Source organism: Paraburkholderia sp. RL17-368-BIF-A (genome assembly GCF_046054045.1).
GTDB lineage: Bacteria > Pseudomonadota > Gammaproteobacteria > Burkholderiales > Burkholderiaceae > Paraburkholderia > Paraburkholderia graminis.
On record NZ_JARESN010000013.1, the window covers coordinates 128,686 to 145,615 of the forward strand.

The window sequence follows — 16,930 nt, forward strand, 5'->3', positions numbered from 1 at the left end:
CGACCTTACATGTTCGGATAGTTCGGCCCGCCGCCGCCTTCAGGCGTCACCCACACGATGTTCTGCGTCGGGTCCTTGATGTCGCACGTCTTGCAGTGCACGCAGTTCTGCGCGTTGATGACGAGCCGTTCGCCGCCGTCGTCGTTCTTCACGAACTCATAGACGGCGGCCGGGCAATAGCGCGCTTCCGGGCCCGCATACGTCTGCCAGTTCACGTTCACCGGCACCGTCGGGTCCTTCAGCGTCAGATGCGCGGGCTGGTTCTCTTCGTGATTCGTGTTCGAGATGAACACCGAAGACAAGCGGTCGAACGTGAGCTTGCCATCGGGCTTCGGATACTCGATCGGCGTGCATTGCGACGCGGGCTTCAGCATCTCGTGATCCCAATGCTGGTGATGCAGCGTCCACGGCACGTTGCCGCCCAGCAGCTTCTGCTCGATGCCGACCATCAGCGTGCCCAGGTACAGGCCCTTGCTCATCCACTGCTTGAAATTGCGGGCGCGGTACAACTCGGTATGCAGCCACGAAGTCTTGAAGCTCTCCGGATAAGCCGCGAGTTCGTCGTTATGACGACCGGCCTGCACGGCTTCGAACGCGGCGTCGGCGGCGAGCATGCCGGTCTTGATCGCCGCGTGCGAACCCTTGATGCGCGATGCGTTCAGGAAGCCCGCATCGTCGCCGACCAGCGCGCCGCCCGGAAACACCAGCTTCGGCAGCGACATCAGGCCGCCTGCGGTGATCGCGCGCGCGCCATACGACACACGCTTGCCGCCTTCGAGGAACTGGCGGATCGCCGGATGCGTCTTGTAGCGCTGGAATTCCTCGAACGGCGACAGATACGGATTCGTGTAGCCGAGACCCACCACGAAGCCGACCACCACCTGGTTGTTGTCCATGTGATAGAGGAACGAGCCGCCGTACGTGTCCGTTTGCAAAGGCCAGCCGGCCGTGTGCATCACGAGCCCAGGCTTATGCTTCGACGGATCGATCTCCCACAGTTCCTTGATGCCGATGCCGTAGACCTGCGGATCGACGCCGTCGCGCAGCCTGAACTTGTCGTTCAACTGGCGACCGAGATGCCCGCGCGCGCCTTCGCAGAAGAGCGTGTATTTGGCGTGCAGCTCCATACCGAGCTGGAAGTTTTCGGTCGGCTGGCCGTCCTTGCCGATGCCGAGGTTGCCGGTCGCGACGCCCTTGACGGAACCGTCGTCGTTATAGAGCACTTCGGCCGCCGGAAAGCCGGGGAAAATCTCGACGCCCAGCGCTTCCGCCTGCTGCCCCAGCCAGCGCGTGACGTTCGCGAGGCTGATCACGTAGTTGCCGTGGTTCTTGAAATTGTCCGGCAGCGCCCAGTTCGGCACGCTTTTCGAACCCGTTTCGGTGAGGAACAGGAAGCGGTCTTCGGCCACGTCGACCGTCAGCGGCGCGCCTTTTTCCTTCCAGTCGGGAATCAGTTCATTCAGCGCGCGCGGGTCCATCACCGCGCCGGAGAGGATGTGCGCCCCGATCTCCGAGCCCTTTTCCAGCACGCAGACGCCAAGCTCGACGCCCTTGCCGGCCGCGAGCTGCTTCAGGCGGATCGCCGCGGACAAGCCTGCCGGGCCGCCGCCGACGATCACGACGTCGTATTCCATCGACTCGCGCGGGCCGTACTGCTCGATGAGACTTGCGGGGGTCATTGATGCTCCTCTTACCGTTAGAATGCTTTTTTCGGGATCGTATTGTGGGCGATGGATTCTTGCACTGCAACCGCATCGACGGAGATTAGCACGAGCGTTCTATTCTCGTGATACGGTATTGACCCGAGTGCAGCGCGGGCCGCGACTGACAACCGCATTCGTAACTACAACCGAACAAGGAACCACAATGGGCCGTTCGATCAATCTGGAAGGCAAGGTCGCGTTGATAACCGGCGCGTCGAGCGGGTTGGGCAAGCGCTTTGCGCAGGTGTTGTCGCAGGCGGGCGCCAAGGTCGTGCTGGCGAGCCGGCGCACCGAGCGGCTCAAGGAACTGCGCGCCGAAATCGAGGCATCGGGCGGCGCGGCGCATGTCGTCTCGCTGGACGTAACCGATTATCAGAGCATCAAGTCGGCGGTCGCGCACGCGGAGACCGAAGCCGGCACCATCGACATTCTGGTGAACAACTCGGGCGTGTCGACCACGCAGAAGCTCTCCGAAGTCACGCCCGCGGACTTCGAGTACGTGTTCGATACGAATACGCGCGGCGCGTTTTTCGTCGCGCAGGAAGTGGCCAAGCGCATGATCATGCGCGGCAACAATGCGCAGAAACCGTCGTACCGGATCATCAATATCGCGTCGATGGCGGGGCTGCGCGTGCTGCCGCAAATCGGCCTTTACTCGATGAGCAAGGCCGCCGTCGTCCACATGACGAAAGCGATGGCGCTCGAATGGGGCAAGCACGGCATCAATGTGAACGCGATCTGTCCTGGCTATATCGACACGGAAATCAATCATCATCACTGGTCGACCGAGCAGGGGCAAAAGCTCGTGTCGATGTTGCCGCGCCATCGCGTCGGCAAGCCCGAGGATCTCGACGGCCTGTTGCTGCTGCTGGCGGCCGACGAATCGCAGTTCATCAACGGCTCGGTGATCGCCGCCGACGACGGCTTCGGCCTCGCGTGACTTTCACTCGTTTCAGGCCGGATTCAATCACTTAAGAAGCAGGAAGAGCAGAAGCACAATGAGCGATTTTCACGCAGTCTTTGAGATGTCGATGCCGATCCGCTGGGGTGACATGGACGCATTCGGCCATGTGAACAACACGGTCTATTTCCGCTACATGGAGCAGGTGCGCATTTCCTGGTTCGAGCAGTTGGGGCTGAGCGGCAGTCAGGCGGACGGGCAGGGGCCGGTGATCGTCAATGCGTCGATGGAATTTCTCAAGCAACTGCATTATCCCGGCGACGTGATCGGCCGCATGAGCGTCGCGACGCCGGGCCGCAGCAGCTTCGACACCGGCTTCGAGCTGGTGCGCGCGGACGATCCGAACACGGTTTATGCGCGCGGCGCCGCGCGCTGTGTGTGGATCGACTACGCGGCCGGCAAGTCGGTGCCGGTTCCCGATCTGCTGCGCGCGACCATCGAGCGAGCGGCTCTGGTGAAAGCGGCCGAGCGCGCGGCGTAAGTTCGCGAGGGGCGACGTTCGGAGCGCGGTCTGTCTCCGACTCAGTGCCCAAGCAGCCGCTGCAACAACTCGGTCGCGTTCCCCGTATCGTATTTGCGCATCAGGCGCGCGCGGTACACATCCACCGTGCGCGGGCTGATGGCGAGCGCGCGGCCAATCTGCTTGCTGGTTTTTCCCGTCACCAGTTGCGCGGCGATTTCCCGTTCGCGAGGCGTCAATTCGACCGCCACGCGCCGCGTCGCGCTCAGATCCTCGAACGTCCAGACGCCCGCCGCGTGCGGGTCGGTGCGCCGCTGCGCGCGGCCCGTCACGTGGCACCAGAACAGTTCGCCGTTGGCGCGCTTCATGATGCGGTCGTCGGCGTAGCTGCCTTGCGCGGTCATGATCGGCGGAATGCGTGCGCCGATCCGCTCGAATTCGTCCGCCGACGGATACAGAATCTGAAACGACTGGCCGATCAGCGCCTCGCGCGGGCAGCCGAAGATCGACGCGAGCTCGTCATTGCAGTCTTCGATAATGCGTTCACGCGACAGCACGAGCCCGATCGGCGCGAGATGAAAAGCGGTTTGATAGTCCAGGGCGGGCATGGGCTGGCGGCAAGTACTTATGTATTTTTGCGTATTGTGCCGCATGGCGCGGCGAGCGTACTCTTTCGGGCACATGAGAGCGCGGTGAAGCGTCCGTGAGCGCGCGTGCGCGAGGGTTTGTCCTCTCTCCACGCGATGCGTCTCCCGGATGACTAGAATGACGTGTCGGGCCTCGGCCTGTACGCGTCGTATCAGCCGCAATAAACCGGTTTCGGGTTTCCATAAAGGAAGGGACATACTGATGAACAAGGTCTATCCAGGCGCCGCCGAGGCGCTGAAAGACATCGTCAAGGACGGGCAGACATTCGCCGTCGGCGGCTTTGGCCTGTGCGGCATTCCCGAGGCGCTGATCGCCGCGTTGCGCGATACGAAGGTGCAGGGCATTACGTGCATCAGCAACAACGCGGGCGTCGACGGCTTCGGTCTCGGTCTGCTGCTCGAGACGCGCCAGATCAAGAAAATGATTTCGTCGTATGTCGGCGAGAACAAGGAGTTCGAGCGCCAGTATCTGGCCGGCGAACTCGAGCTCGAATTCACGCCGCAAGGCACGCTCGCCGAGAAACTGCGCGCGGGCGGCTCGGGCATTCCGGCGTTCTTCACCAACACCGGCTACGGCACGCTGATCGCCGAAGGCAAGGAAACGCGGCAATTCGGCGAGAACCACTACGTGCTCGAACATTCGCTGACTGCGGATGTCGCGCTCGTCAAGGCATGGAAGGCCGACAAGTCGGGCAACCTGATCTATCGCCGCACCGCGCGCAACTTCAATCCGATGTGCGCGATGGCCGGCAAGATCACGGTCGCGGAAGTCGAAGAGATCGTCGAAGTCGGCGAACTCGATCCGGACGCGATTCACACGCCGGGCATCTTCGTGCAGCGCATCGTGCTGAATGCGCATCCGGAAAAACGCATCGAACAACGCGTCGTCCGCGCGAAAGGAGACTGATCATGGCATGGACTCGTGACGAAATGGCCGCGCGCGCGGCGAAGGAATTGCAGGACGGCTTTTATGTGAACCTCGGCATCGGCTTGCCGACGCTGGTGGCGAACCACGTTCCGGCGGGCGTCGAAGTGTGGCTGCAGTCGGAGAACGGCCTGCTCGGCATCGGCCCCTCGCCGACCGAAGACGAAGTCGACGCCGACCTCATCAACGCGGGCAAGCAGACGGTGACCACGCTGCCGGGCTCGTCGATTTTCTCGTCGGCGGATTCATTCGCGATGATCCGCGGCGGCCACATCAACCTGGCGATTCTCGGCGCCATGCAGATCAGCAAGAAGGGCGATCTCGCCAACTGGATGATCCCCGGCAAGATGATCAAGGGCATGGGCGGCGCGATGGATCTGGTCGCGGGCGTCAAGCGCGTGGTCGTGCTGATGGAGCACGTCGCGAAGGGCGATCAGCACAAGATCCTCGAAGAATGCACGCTGCCGTTGACGGGCGTGGGCGTGGTCGATCAGATCATCACCGACCTCGGTGTGATCGAAGTCACGGACGACGGCCTGAAGGTGACCGAATTGGCGCCGGGCGTGAGCGTCGACGAGATCAAGGCGAAGACAGGCGCGCCGCTGGATGTGAGCGCGGTTAGCTGATACGCGGTTGTTGATGGCGCTGCCGGCCTGACGTATAGGCGCTGGCTGACGGTGTCGACCATTCGCGTTATGTGAGGCATGCAAGAAAGCGGGCGAGGCGCGAGTCTCGTCCGCTTTTGTCTTATGCAGTGGATGTTTTGGGTCGTTCGTCCTATGCCGTCTGGACGATCCTTGTCACGCGGCAAAGCGGTTTACAATCGTCCGAAGCAATCATTTGAAGATTCGACGCGGGCGATATTTCGCAGCATTCGCTGCCCGCACGCAAGCTCAATCCGCAGCGCTTTTGCAAGGACCCCAAGATGACTGCAACGACCGCCTTCGCCGGTGAGCGGCCCACGCCGCGCCAACGTTATGTGCAGTGCGCGAGCGCCGCGGGCCTGCATCGTATTGCGTACACGGAGTGGGGCGATCCGGACAATCCGCGCGTGCTGTTGTGCGTGCATGGCCTGACCCGCTCGGGGCGCGACTTCGACCGGCTGGCCGCGCAATTCGCCGGCACGTACCGTGTGGTGTGTCCGGACGTGGCGGGCCGGGGCTTGTCATCGTGGCTTGCCAACCCCAATCTGTATAGCGTGCCGCAGTATGTCGCCGACATGGTCACGCTGATTGCCCGGCTGGACGTGGAAACGGTCGACTGGTTCGGCACGTCGATGGGCGGCCTGATCGGGCTCGGTCTGGCGGGCCTTCCTGATACGCCCGTCCGCAAGCTGTTGTTGAACGACGTGGGGCCGCATCTCGAGCCGGAAGCGGTCAAGCGTATCGGCGACTATCTCGGCAAGCCGGCGCGTTTCGAGTCGCTGCAGCAAGGCATCGATCACGCGGCGTTTCTTGCGACAACCTTCGGCCCGCTCACGCCCGACGAATGGCGCGAGATCAATACGCCGCTCTTGCGCGAGGAGAACGGCACGTGGCTGTTTCGTTACGATCCGCGCATCGCGCAGCCCTTCGCCGCGACCACCGAAGAAACCGCGAAACTCGGCGAGGCCGCGCTATGGCATTCGCTCGCGTCGTTCCAGGGACCGGTGCTGGTGGTGAGAGGCGAGCAGTCCGATTTGCTGTCGCGCGAGACGGTCGCGAAGATGGTCGAGACGGGGCGCGACGTGTCGAGCGTCGAGATTGGCGGCGTCGGGCATGCGCCGGCGTTTCTGTCGGCGGATCAGATCGACATTGCGAAGCGGTTCTTTATCGGCCCCGGCAACGACGCGTCATAATACGCAGTTGCGCGTGACGCTTTCGGGTCATGCAAGCGGCATTTCCATTCAACCTTCTTCTATCTACGTCAGGATTCTCCATGGCAGTCATTCGTCACCATGTTGGTAAGCGCCTCTCGGAAATCGCCGTGCACAACGGCACGGTCTACCTGGCCGGCCAGATCGCCGAAGATGCGGATCAGGACATCACGGGGCAGACGCGCGAAGTGCTCGGCCACATCGACCGCCTACTGGCCGAGGTCAACAGCGATAAATCGCATCTGCTGTCCGTGCAGATCTACATCTCGGACATGGTGCATTTCGCCGGCATGAACGCGGTGTGGGACGAATGGGTCGCACAAGGCGCGACGCCGCCGCGCGCGACAGTCGAAGCGAAGCTCGCGAATCCGAAGTGCCTCGTTGAAATCGTCGTGGTCGCGGCGCAGCGTAGCTAAGCAACGCAGTTGGGCGACGCAGATAAGCGACGCACCAAGCAACGCAGCATCGTGCAGTCGTAGTTGAAATTCCGTTGATTTGCCAGGGCCCGCTGGGCCGCGCACCATGAATACCGAAACCGTTACGAACGCGCCGCATCCCCTCCCGTCTTTCGACGAAGCGATGGCATTCGTACGGCTGCATGCGGGCGAGGTGCGTCTGTCATCGGGCGAATTGCTGGCGGATCACGCGGCGGGCACCGCGTCCATCATGCGCACGCTCAATGTCGATCCGGCGGCCGTGCTGGCAGCGGCGCTGTTCGCGTTGACGCCGCATTTGCAGGACCCCGAACGCGTGATCGCCGACAACTTCGGCGAAGAAGTCGCGCAACTCGTCAGCGACGTGCGCAAGCTGCTGCGCCTTGGCACCGTGAGCTTGCGCGCCGCGCAGAACACGATGCCCGAAGCGGGACGCGACGCGCAGGCCGCACGGCGCGCGCAGGTCGAGGCATTGCGCAAGATGCTGCTCGCGTTCGCGCAGGACATTCGCGTGGTGTTGATCCGGCTCGCGTCGCGGCTGCAGTCGCTGCGTTATTACGCGGCGGCCAAGCTCACGCCGTCGCCGGATGTGGCGCGCGAAACGCTCGACATTTATGCGCCGCTCGCGAACCGCCTGGGCATCTGGCAACTGAAGTGGGAACTCGAGGACCTCGCGTTCCGCTTCGAGGAACCGGTGGTTTACAAGCGCATCGCCAAGCTGCTGGATGAGAAGCGCGTCGAACGCGAAACTTATGTGGCGCAGGCCATTGAACGCCTGCAGCAGGAACTCGCCGCCGCCAACATTCGCGCGGAAGTGAGCGGGCGCCCGAAGCATATCTTCAGCATCTGGCGCAAGATGCGCGGCAAGGAACTGGACTTCGCGGAACTCTACGACGTGCGCGCGTTTCGCGTGATCGTGCCGGACATCAAGGACTGCTACACCGTGCTCGGTATCGTGCACAACCTGTGGCAACCGGTGCCCAAAGAGTTCGACGACTACATTTCGCGGCCCAAGCCGAATGGCTACAAGTCGCTGCATACAGTCGTGATCGGCGACGACGGCCGCGCGTTCGAAGTGCAGATCCGCACGCACGAAATGCATCGCTTCGCCGAATACGGCGTGGCCGCGCACTGGCGCTACAAGGAGGCCGGCACGCGTGGTTACGGCGGCCAGTTCGCGGCCAATGAGAAGTACGACGAGAAGATCGCGTGGCTGCGTCAATTGCTCGCATGGAAAGACGATGTGTCTGAGGGGGAGCACGGCGAAAAGCGCGCGGCGCAACCGTGGGAACAACTGCGCCAGGCCACGCTCGACGACGACCATATCTACGTGCTGACGCCGCAAGCCCGCGTGATCGCGTTGCCGCATGGCGCGACGCCGGTGGACTTTGCTTATCACCTGCATAGCGAGCTGGGGCATCGGTGCCGCGGCGCGCGCGTCGACGGCGCGATGGTGCCGCTGAACACGCAGTTGCAAAACGGTCAGACGGTCGAGATCGTCGCGGTGAAGGAGGGCGGTCCGTCGCGCGACTGGTTGAATCCGCAGCTCGGCTATCTGCATAGCCCGCGCGCGCGTCAGAAGGTGCGCGCCTGGTTCAATGCGGTCGAGTTGCAGGAGCACATCGCAAGCGGCCGCGCGATGGTCGAAAAGACCTTGCAGCGCGAGGGCAAGACGTCGGTCAATCTGGATCAGCTTGCCGCCAAGCTCGGCTTCAAGACCACCGACGATCTCTTCTCCGTCGTGGGCAAGGAAGAGTTCAGTCTGCGGCTCGTCGAGCAGGCGCTGCACGATGCGCCGCCGCCGGAGCCGGTGGTCGAGGCGCCGGAGCAATTCGAGAAGCGCAGCAGCGGAGCGAGCGTGGCGCGCGGCGCGTCGACGGGCGTGCTGGTGGTCGGTGTCGACGCGTTGCTCACGCAGCTCGCGCGCTGCTGCCGGCCTGCGCCGCCCGACGACATCTCGGGCTTCGTGACGCGCGGCAAGGGCATGTCGATTCACCGCAGCGATTGCCCGACGTTCATGCGCATGGCCGAGCGCGCGCCGGAGCGGGTGCTGCAAACCGCATGGTCCGCGGACGTGATGAGCGGGCGCGGGCAGTCGGTCTATCCGGTTGATCTGTCGATCGAGGCGACCGACCGCCAGGGACTGCTGCGCGACATCTCGGAAGTGTTCGCGAGAGAGAAGATGAATGTGATCGGCGTGAAGACGCAGACGCGCCGCAATGCCGCGTTCATGCAATTCACCGTCGAGGTGTCGAGTGCCGCGCAAATCCAGCGCGCCTGCACGCTGCTCGGCGAAGTGACCGGTGTCGTGCGCGCATCGCGTAAAGGGTGATAGCACGGTGTGTTGATGGACTCATGCGGTTATCGCGCGAGCCATGAAATGATGGGCAGTAGCGGATTTAAAGTCGGTGCATAAAAGTACTTGCCAAGCAGTGTGGTGCTCCATATAATCTCGTTTCTTCAGGCTCGTAGCTCAGCTGGTTAGAGCACCACCTTGACATGGTGGGGGTCGTTGGTTCGAGTCCAATCGAGCCTACCAACGAAAGTGAAATTCCGGCGCAGCCGGGGTTTCGCAAACTGCAGTAAGCGCCTCGGCGCAAAAGGCGAATACGGTTATGACACCGCGAACGTTGACCGAAACCACTTCGGAGCGACGCTAGTCGAGGACCACTTTCGCCAGTGCAGTTTGCAGGAAATGTGAATGCGGCCCCTCGAAAGCGGGGCCGCATTTTTTTTGGCTTGTTTGATGGTTGTATCTGCCGCCGCCGGTCGGCATCACGGAGAACGCAATGGTTTCGATACGTCTGCCTGACGGTTCTGTTCGACAGTACGAGCATCCGGTGACCGTCGCCGAAGTGGCCGCGTCCATCGGCCCCGGCCTCGCGAAGGCCGCGCTCGGCGGCAAGATCGACGGTGAGCTCGTCGATACGTCCACGTTGATCGACCACGACGTGTCGCTGGCCATCATCACCGAAAAAGACGCAGACGGTCTCGACATCATTCGGCACTCCACGGCGCATTTGCTCGCGTACGCGGTGAAAGACCTGTATCCCGAAGCGCAGGTCACCATCGGTCCGGTGATCGACAACGGCTTTTACTACGACTTCGCGTACAGCCGTCCCTTCACGCCCGAAGATCTCGAAAAGATCGAAAAGCGCATGCAGGAACTCGCGAAGAAAGACGAGCCGGTTTCGCGCCGCGTCGTGTCGCGCGGCGAAGCGGTCGACTACTTCAAGAGCATCGGCGAGAAGTACAAGGCGGAGATCATCGAGTCGATTCCCGCTACCGACGAAATCAAGCTGTACTCGCACGGCGGCTTTACCGACCTGTGCCGCGGTCCGCACGTGCCGTCCACCGGCAAGCTCAAGGTCTTCAAGCTGATGAAGGTCGCGGGCGCTTACTGGCGCGGCGACTCGAAGAACGAGCAGTTGCAGCGCATTTACGGTACGGCCTGGACGAAGAAAGAAGACCAGGAAGCGTATCTGCACATGCTCGAGGAGGCTGAGAAGCGCGATCACCGCAAGCTCGGCAAGCAGCTTGACCTGTTTCACATGCAGGACGAGTCACCGGGCATGGTGTTCTGGCATCCGCGCGGCTGGACGTTGTGGCAGCAGGTCGAGCAGTACATGCGCCGCCGCGTGAACGACGCCGGCTATCTGGAGATCAAGACGCCCATGATCATGGACCGGTCGCTGTGGGAGGCGTCGGGCCACTGGCAGAACTATCGTGAAAATATGTTCACGACGGAATCGGAAAAGCGCGACTACGCGATCAAGCCGATGAACTGCCCCGGTCACGTGCAGGTGTTCAACCACGGCTTGCGCTCGTATCGGGATCTGCCGCTGCGTTACGCGGAGTTCGGCTCGTGCCACCGCAACGAGTCGTCGGGCGCGCTGCATGGCTTGATGCGCGTGCGCGGGTTCGTGCAGGACGACGCACACATTTTCTGTACGGAAGACCAGTTCATCAGCGAGTCGATCGCTTTCAATACGCTCGCCATGAGCGTGTACAGCGACTTCGGCTTCGATCATGTCGAGATCAAGCTGTCGCTGCGCCCTGATGCGCGCGCCGGCACGGACGAAACGTGGGATCGCGCGGAGCAGGGCCTGCGCGAAGCGCTGACCGCGTGCGGCGTGACGTGGGAAGAACTGCCGGGCGAAGGCGCGTTCTATGGTCCGAAGGTGGAATATCACATCAAGGACGCGCTCGGCCGCTCGTGGCAATGTGGCACGCTGCAGCTCGACATGGTGCTGCCGGAGCGTCTCGGCGCGGAGTACGTCGCGGAAGACAACAGCCGTCGCCGGCCGATCATGCTGCACCGGGCAATCGTCGGATCAATGGAGCGTTTTCTCGGCATCCTGATCGAGCACCATGCCGGTGCAATGCCCGCTTGGCTTGCGCCGATGCAGGTGGTGGTGATGAATATCGCCGAAAGTCAGGCCGAATACGCCCAGTCTCTAGCCCAATCGTTGCAAAAACAAGGGGTTAGAGTAGAGGCCGATTTGCGCAACGAGAAGATTAGCTATAAAATACGTGAGCACACGCTTGAGAAGGTGCCGTACCTGCTTGTGGTCGGCGACAAGGAGCGTGAAGCCCAAACGGTAGCCGTGCGTGCCCGTGGTGGTGTCGACCTTGGCGTGATGCCTGTCGATACCTTCATTGAGCGTCTGCGCCTGGACGTGCAGTCGTTCAACTGAGCCACTTGGCAGCCCGGCTCGTTTTTTTAATTTTTAGAGGAAACGTAACATCGCTACTGATAAGTCTGCGCACCGCATCAACGGTGAAATTACGGCACCCGAGGTGCGTCTGGTCGGAGTCGAGAACGAACCGCTCGGCATCGTGAAACTCGCTGATGCGTTCCGCATGTCGGAACAGCAAGACGTGGATCTGGTGGAAATCGCGCCGCAAGCGGTTCCGCCGGTTTGCCGCTTGATGGACTACGGCAAGTTCAAGTACTCGGAAGCGAAGAAGCAGCACGAGGCCAAGCTCAAGCAGAAGATCGTTCAGGTCAAGGAAGTCAAATTCCGCCCGGGCACTGACGACGGTGACTACAACGTCAAACTGCGCAACCTCATTCGCTTTCTCGAAGACGGCGACAAGACGAAAATCACGTTGCGTTTCCGTGGCCGCGAAATGGCTCACCAGGAAATCGGTATGCGCATGCTGGAACGCCTGCGCACCGACCTCGACGAAGTAGGTCAGGTCGAGCAAATGCCGAAAATGGAAGGGCGCCAGATGATCATGGTGCTCGCTCCGAAGAAAAAGAAGTAAGCGGTCAGAGCGGCGGCGCGCCATGTGGCGCGCGTTCTGGTTGTCAAGTTCGAGTGCGTCACGCCGGGTGTCCGGCGCGGCGTCAGCAGGTTTCGGAGCGGCGCTCGTGCAAACGTGCGCCGTTTCCTGAAAGCGGCTGCCGGCGGTATCGGCGGTCTGCATACCAAGTGGAATGGGTTTCGAAGGGCGGGTAATGGCCAACTGGCCGACCGCACACCCATATCCATCTAATAATGGAGTTGTCATGCCGAAGATGAAGACCAAGAAGAGTGCTGCGAAGCGCTTCGTGGTGCGTCCGGGCGGTACCGTCAAGCGCGGTCAAGCCTTCAAGCGCCACATTCTTACCAAGAAGACCACCAAGAACAAACGCCATCTGCGCGGTTCGACGGCAGTTCATGATTCCGATCTGAACTCCGTGCGCGCAATGCTGCCGTTCGCTTAACCCTTAACCGAAACTCATAGGAGCAAGACATGCCTCGAGTAAAACGTGGGGTTACCGCACGGGCCCGTCACAAGAAGATCATCAAGCTGGCCAAGGGTTACCGCGGCCGTCGCAATAACGTCTATCGCATCGCCAAGCAGGCGGTCATGCGCGCAGGCCAGTACGCCTACCGCGATCGCCGCAACAAGAAGCGTGTGTTCCGTGCATTGTGGATCACGCGTATCAACGCGGCGGTGCGTCAGCACGACATGACGTACAGCGTGTTCATCAACGGCCTGAAGAAGGCTTCGATCGAACTGGACCGCAAGGTGCTGGCCGACATGGCTGTGTTCGACAAGGCTGCTTTTGCTGCGATCGTTCAGCAGGTGAAAGCCGCCGTTGCAGCCTGATTGCGCTTCTGGCAATTAACACTGCGTGGTTCGTTGCAGCGAACATCCGGTAGTCTCGGTGACGCTGCAACAAAAACGGGGCTCCTCACCGAGCCCCGTTTTTGTTGGTAGAACCAGTTTTGTTTCGATAGAACACTGACGTTGAAATGATGGGATCAATGGATCTGGACCAGATTGTCGCCGACGCGCAAAAAGCCTTCGCAGAAGCCTCCGACGTCACCACGCTCGAGAACGAGAAAGCGCGCTTTCTCGGTAAATCGGGCGCGCTGACAGAACTGTTGAAGGGCCTTGGCAAACTCGATCCCGAAACGCGCAAGACCGAAGGCGCACGGATCAACCTCGTCAAGCAACAGGTCGAAGCCGCGTTGACGGCGCGCCGCCAGGCGCTGGCCGACGCGTTGCTGAACCAGCGCCTCGCCGCCGAAGCGATCGACGTCACCTTGCCGGGACGCGGCGCCCATGCCGGCAGCCTGCACCCGGTGATGCGCACATGGGAGCGCGTCGAACAGATTTTCGGCAGCATCGGTTTCGACGTGGCCGACGGCCCCGAGATCGAAACCGACTGGTACAACTTCACCTCGCTGAACAGCCCGGAAAACCATCCGGCGCGTTCGATGCAGGACACGTTCTACGTCGACGGCAAAGATGCCGACGGCCGTCAACTGCTGCTGCGCACGCATACGAGCCCGATGCAGGTCCGCTACGCGCGCACCAACACGCCGCCTATCAAGGTGATCGTGCCGGGCCGCACGTATCGCGTGGACAGCGACGCGACTCACTCGCCCATGTTCAACCAGGTCGAAGGCCTGTGGATCGAAGAGAACATCAGCTTCGCGGATCTGAAGGGCGTCTATACCGACTTTCTCAAGAAGTTCTTCGAGCGCGACGATATTCAGGTGCGTTTCCGCCCGTCTTATTTCCCGTTCACCGAACCGTCGGCTGAGATCGACATGTTGTTCGAAACGGGCAAGAACGCGGGCAAGTGGCTCGAGATTTCGGGTTCCGGCCAGGTTCATCCCACGGTGATCCGCAACATGGGCCTCGACCCGGAGCGCTACATCGGCTTTGCCTTCGGCAGCGGCCTCGAGCGGCTCACCATGTTGCGCTACGGCGTGCAGGACCTGCGTCTGTTCTTCGAAAACGACCTGCGTTTCCTGCGTCAATTTGCCTGAGCGCGCCTATAAGCGCGCCTACTGAGCGCGCCCGAGCGAACGCGCACGGCGCGACGACGAGCATAGAGCGCGGCAACACACGCAGTGCCTGCCGCCAAAGCGTCCCGCAGTGACAAGCAGTGACAAGCAGTGACAGTTGGCCTCTGCGTCACGTGGACCTAAACCGATCAGAACGTACACAGAACCATGCAATTCCCGGAATCCTGGCTGAGAACCTTTGTCGATCCGCAACTGACCACGGACGAGTTGTCGCACGCATTGACGATGGCGGGTCTCGAAGTGGAAGACCTGCGGCCGGCCGCGCCGCCGACCTCGAAGATCGTGGTCGGTCAGGTGCTGGAAGTCGTCAAGCATCCGGACGCGGACAAGCTCAACGTCTGCCAGGTGAACGCCGGCACGGGCGCGACGCTGAACATCGTATGCGGTGCGCCGAACGTGGCGCCCGGCATCAAGGTGCCGGTCGCGCTGGTCGGCGCACAACTGCCGCCGGCCGAAGAGGGCGGCGCGCCGTTCGCGATCAAGCTTTCGAAGCTGCGCGGCGTGGAAAGCCAGGGCATGCTGTGCTCCGCGCGCGAGCTGAAGCTGTCCGAAGATCATAGCGGCCTGATGATCCTGCCGGAAGACACGCCGATCGGCCAGGACATCCGCGAAACGCTGAATCTCGACGACACCATTTTCGAAATCAAGTTGACGCCGAACAAGGCGGACTGCCTGTCGGTGTTCGGCGTGGCGCGCGAAACGTCCGCGATCACCGGCGCACCGTTGCGTCCGCTCGAGATCAAGCCAGTCGAGGTCAAGCTCAACGAGACGCTGCCTGTCAGAATTTCAGCGCCCGATCTGTGCGGACGTTTCTCGGGTCGCGTCATCCGCGGCGTGAATGCGCGTGCGAAGTCGCCGCAATGGATGATCGAACGTCTGGAGCGTTCGGGTCAGCGCAGCATCTCGGCGCTCGTCGATATTTCCAATTACGTGATGCTCGAGTTGGGCCGTCCGTCGCACGTGTTCGATCTGGACAAGATCCACGGCGGCATGGACGTGCGTTGGGGCCGCAAGGGCGAAACGCTCAAGCTGCTGAACGGCAACACTGTCGAAGTCGACGAAACCGTGGGCGTGATCGCCGACGAGCGGCATATCGAAAGTCTCGCGGGCATCATGGGCGGCGACAGCACGGCCGTCACGCTCGACACCACCAACATCTACCTCGAAGCCGCGTTCTGGTGGCCCGACAGCATTCGCGGCCGCTCGCGCAAGTACAACTTCTCGACGGACGCCGGCCATCGCTTCGAGCGCGGCGTCGATTACGCGAGCACCGTCGAACATATCGAGCGCATCACGCAACTCATCCTCGACATTTGCGGTGGCGAGGCGGGGCCGGTGGACGACCAGATCGTCAACGTGCCGCAGCGCGAGCCGGTGAAGATGCGTGTGTCGCGTGCGAACCGCATCATTGGCGTTGCGATCGGCGCTGACGAAATCGCGCAGATCTTCACGCGCCTCGGCCTTAAATTCGAACGCGACGGGGACACCTTCTCGGTCATGCCGCCGTCGTACCGTTTCGACATTGAAATCGAAGAGGACCTGATCGAGGAAGTCGCGCGCATCTACGGTTTCGAAAAGATTCCGGCGCGTCCGCCCGTCGCGAAGAGCGAGATGCGCGCGACCCACGAAACGCGCCGCTCGATCCACACTATCCGCCACGCGCTTGCCGCGCGCGATTACGCGGAAACGGTGAACTTCAGTTTCGTCGATGCCGAGTGGGAACAGGACTTCGCCGGCAACGACAAGCCGGTGCGTTTGCTGAACCCGATCGCGAGCCAGTTGTCGGTCATGCGCACGACGCTGTTCGGCAGCCTCATCCACGTGCTGCGCACGAACCTGAACCGGCGCGCCGCCGACCGCGTGCGCGTGTTCGAAGCGGGCCGCGTGTTCCTGCACGATCCGTCGATCAAGGCGGGCGAGCTGACGGTCGAAGGCTTCGCGCAGCCGAAGATGATCGGAGGCCTCGCGTACGGTCCGGCGCTCGACGAACAGTGGGGCGCACCCGCGCGTACGGTCGACTACTTCGACGTGAAGGCCGACGTCGAGACGTTGCTCGCGCCGGCGGCGGCGCGCTTCGTGAAAGCGGAGCATCCGGCGCTGCATCCGGGGCGCAGCGCACGCATCGAACTCGATGGCCGCGCGATCGGCTGGATTGGCGAATTGCATCCGCGCTGGATGCAAAAATATGATTTACCGCATGCGCCGATTCTGTTTGAACTTGAAGCGGATGCATTAATGCAACGCGTATTGCCCACGCCGTCGGAAGTGTCTAAATTCCCGCCGGTGCGACGCGATATCGCAGTGGTTGTCGATCAGAAAATCGAGGTGCAGGCGCTTCTCGACGAGCTCCAGAAGGCCCAGTCCGAGCCCGCCTGCAAGACCGTTCAGAAGGTTGCGCTTTTCGACGAATTCCGTCCAAAATCAAACACTTCCGGCGGTCTGGCGGCTCACGAGAAAAGCCTTGCGTTCCGAGTTACCTTGCAAGATACTGGCGGGACCCTTCAGGACGAAACGGTCGATCTGGCCATTCAGACTCTGGTGGAACGTCTGGCTCGAGTATATGGCGCACGGTTGCGCGGATAACCCGCATTTAACAATTGCACGGCTGTTTCCGCATCCTTTGTTTTCTGTC

15 protein-coding genes and 1 tRNA gene are annotated in these 16,930 nt (G+C 61.8%); 14 read left to right on the forward strand and 2 right to left on the reverse strand.

The annotated features are described in order from the left end of the window. Positions 1–5: 5 nt before the first annotated feature. Positions 6–1,679 carry an electron transfer flavoprotein-ubiquinone oxidoreductase gene (locus tag P0D87_RS22200; RefSeq protein WP_053858504.1) on the reverse strand — a complete coding sequence of 558 codons (1,674 nt, stop codon included), beginning with the start codon at positions 1,677–1,679 and terminating at the stop codon, positions 6–8. Between the two features lie 187 nt (positions 1,680–1,866). Between P0D87_RS22200 and P0D87_RS22205 the strand changes: the two genes are divergently transcribed. Both P0D87_RS22205 and P0D87_RS22210 read left to right on the forward strand, forming a co-directional pair. Beyond that, entirely contained in the window at positions 1,867–2,643 is a 777-nt protein-coding gene (locus P0D87_RS22205) for an SDR family oxidoreductase (RefSeq protein ID WP_006052429.1), read from the forward strand. Positions 2,644–2,701: 58 nt separating this feature from the next. Continuing rightward, a complete protein-coding gene (locus P0D87_RS22210) occupies positions 2,702–3,145 on the forward strand; it encodes an acyl-CoA thioesterase (RefSeq protein WP_029967641.1) in 444 nt (147 codons plus the stop codon). A gap of 41 nt (positions 3,146–3,186) precedes the next feature. Here P0D87_RS22210 and P0D87_RS22215 read toward each other — a convergent pair whose 3' ends face one another. Next, a complete protein-coding gene (locus P0D87_RS22215) occupies positions 3,187–3,732 on the reverse strand; it encodes a PAS and helix-turn-helix domain-containing protein (RefSeq protein ID WP_006052431.1) in 546 nt (181 codons plus the stop codon). Positions 3,733–3,973: 241 nt separating this feature from the next. On the opposite strand from P0D87_RS22215, the gene P0D87_RS22220 reads away from it, so the two are divergent. The 12 genes from P0D87_RS22220 (at position 3,974) to pheT (ending at position 16,881) form a co-directional block, all read left to right on the forward strand. Beyond that, positions 3,974–4,678, forward strand: coding sequence for a CoA transferase subunit A (locus tag P0D87_RS22220; protein ID WP_006052432.1), 705 nt, complete (start codon positions 3,974–3,976; stop codon positions 4,676–4,678). Positions 4,679–4,680: 2 nt separating this feature from the next. Further along, positions 4,681–5,322, forward strand: coding sequence for a CoA transferase subunit B (locus P0D87_RS22225; protein WP_006052433.1), 642 nt, complete (start codon positions 4,681–4,683; stop codon positions 5,320–5,322). Positions 5,323–5,621: 299 nt separating this feature from the next. Then, entirely contained in the window at positions 5,622–6,533 is a 912-nt protein-coding gene (locus P0D87_RS22230; RefSeq protein ID WP_053858503.1) for an alpha/beta fold hydrolase, read from the forward strand. An 80-nt stretch (positions 6,534–6,613) separates the two neighbouring features. Continuing rightward, positions 6,614–6,967: a RidA family protein gene (locus P0D87_RS22235; RefSeq protein ID WP_006052435.1), complete on the forward strand. Its 354-nt coding sequence runs from the start codon at positions 6,614–6,616 to the stop codon at positions 6,965–6,967. Between the two features lie 106 nt (positions 6,968–7,073). Continuing rightward, positions 7,074–9,317 carry a RelA/SpoT family protein gene (locus tag P0D87_RS22240; RefSeq protein WP_053858502.1) on the forward strand — a complete coding sequence of 748 codons (2,244 nt, stop codon included), beginning with the start codon at positions 7,074–7,076 and terminating at the stop codon, positions 9,315–9,317. 130 nt (positions 9,318–9,447) lie between these two features. Next, positions 9,448–9,524: transfer RNA gene (locus tag P0D87_RS22245), tRNA-Val, on the forward strand. 250 nt (positions 9,525–9,774) lie between these two features. Further along, positions 9,775–11,682 (forward strand): threonine--tRNA ligase, encoded by a 1,908-nt coding sequence (thrS, locus tag P0D87_RS22250; protein WP_053859068.1) that lies wholly within the window; start codon positions 9,775–9,777, stop codon positions 11,680–11,682. A 49-nt stretch (positions 11,683–11,731) separates the two neighbouring features. Further along, entirely contained in the window at positions 11,732–12,256 is a 525-nt protein-coding gene (gene infC, locus P0D87_RS22255) for a translation initiation factor IF-3 (RefSeq protein WP_081435533.1), read from the forward strand. Between the two features lie 244 nt (positions 12,257–12,500). Continuing rightward, positions 12,501–12,698 carry a 50S ribosomal protein L35 gene (gene rpmI / locus P0D87_RS22260; RefSeq protein ID WP_006052501.1) on the forward strand — a complete coding sequence of 66 codons (198 nt, stop codon included), beginning with the start codon at positions 12,501–12,503 and terminating at the stop codon, positions 12,696–12,698. A 29-nt stretch (positions 12,699–12,727) separates the two neighbouring features. After that, positions 12,728–13,087 carry a 50S ribosomal protein L20 gene (gene rplT / locus P0D87_RS22265; RefSeq protein WP_006052502.1) on the forward strand — a complete coding sequence of 120 codons (360 nt, stop codon included), beginning with the start codon at positions 12,728–12,730 and terminating at the stop codon, positions 13,085–13,087. A gap of 158 nt (positions 13,088–13,245) precedes the next feature. Further along, a complete protein-coding gene (gene pheS / locus P0D87_RS22270) occupies positions 13,246–14,259 on the forward strand; it encodes a phenylalanine--tRNA ligase subunit alpha (protein WP_006052503.1) in 1,014 nt (337 codons plus the stop codon). Between the two features lie 186 nt (positions 14,260–14,445). Then, the gene (pheT, locus tag P0D87_RS22275; RefSeq protein ID WP_053858501.1) at positions 14,446–16,881 is read left to right on the forward strand and encodes a phenylalanine--tRNA ligase subunit beta; all 2,436 of its coding nucleotides are present in this window, start codon (positions 14,446–14,448) and stop codon (positions 16,879–16,881) included. Positions 16,882–16,930 lie beyond the last annotated feature (49 nt).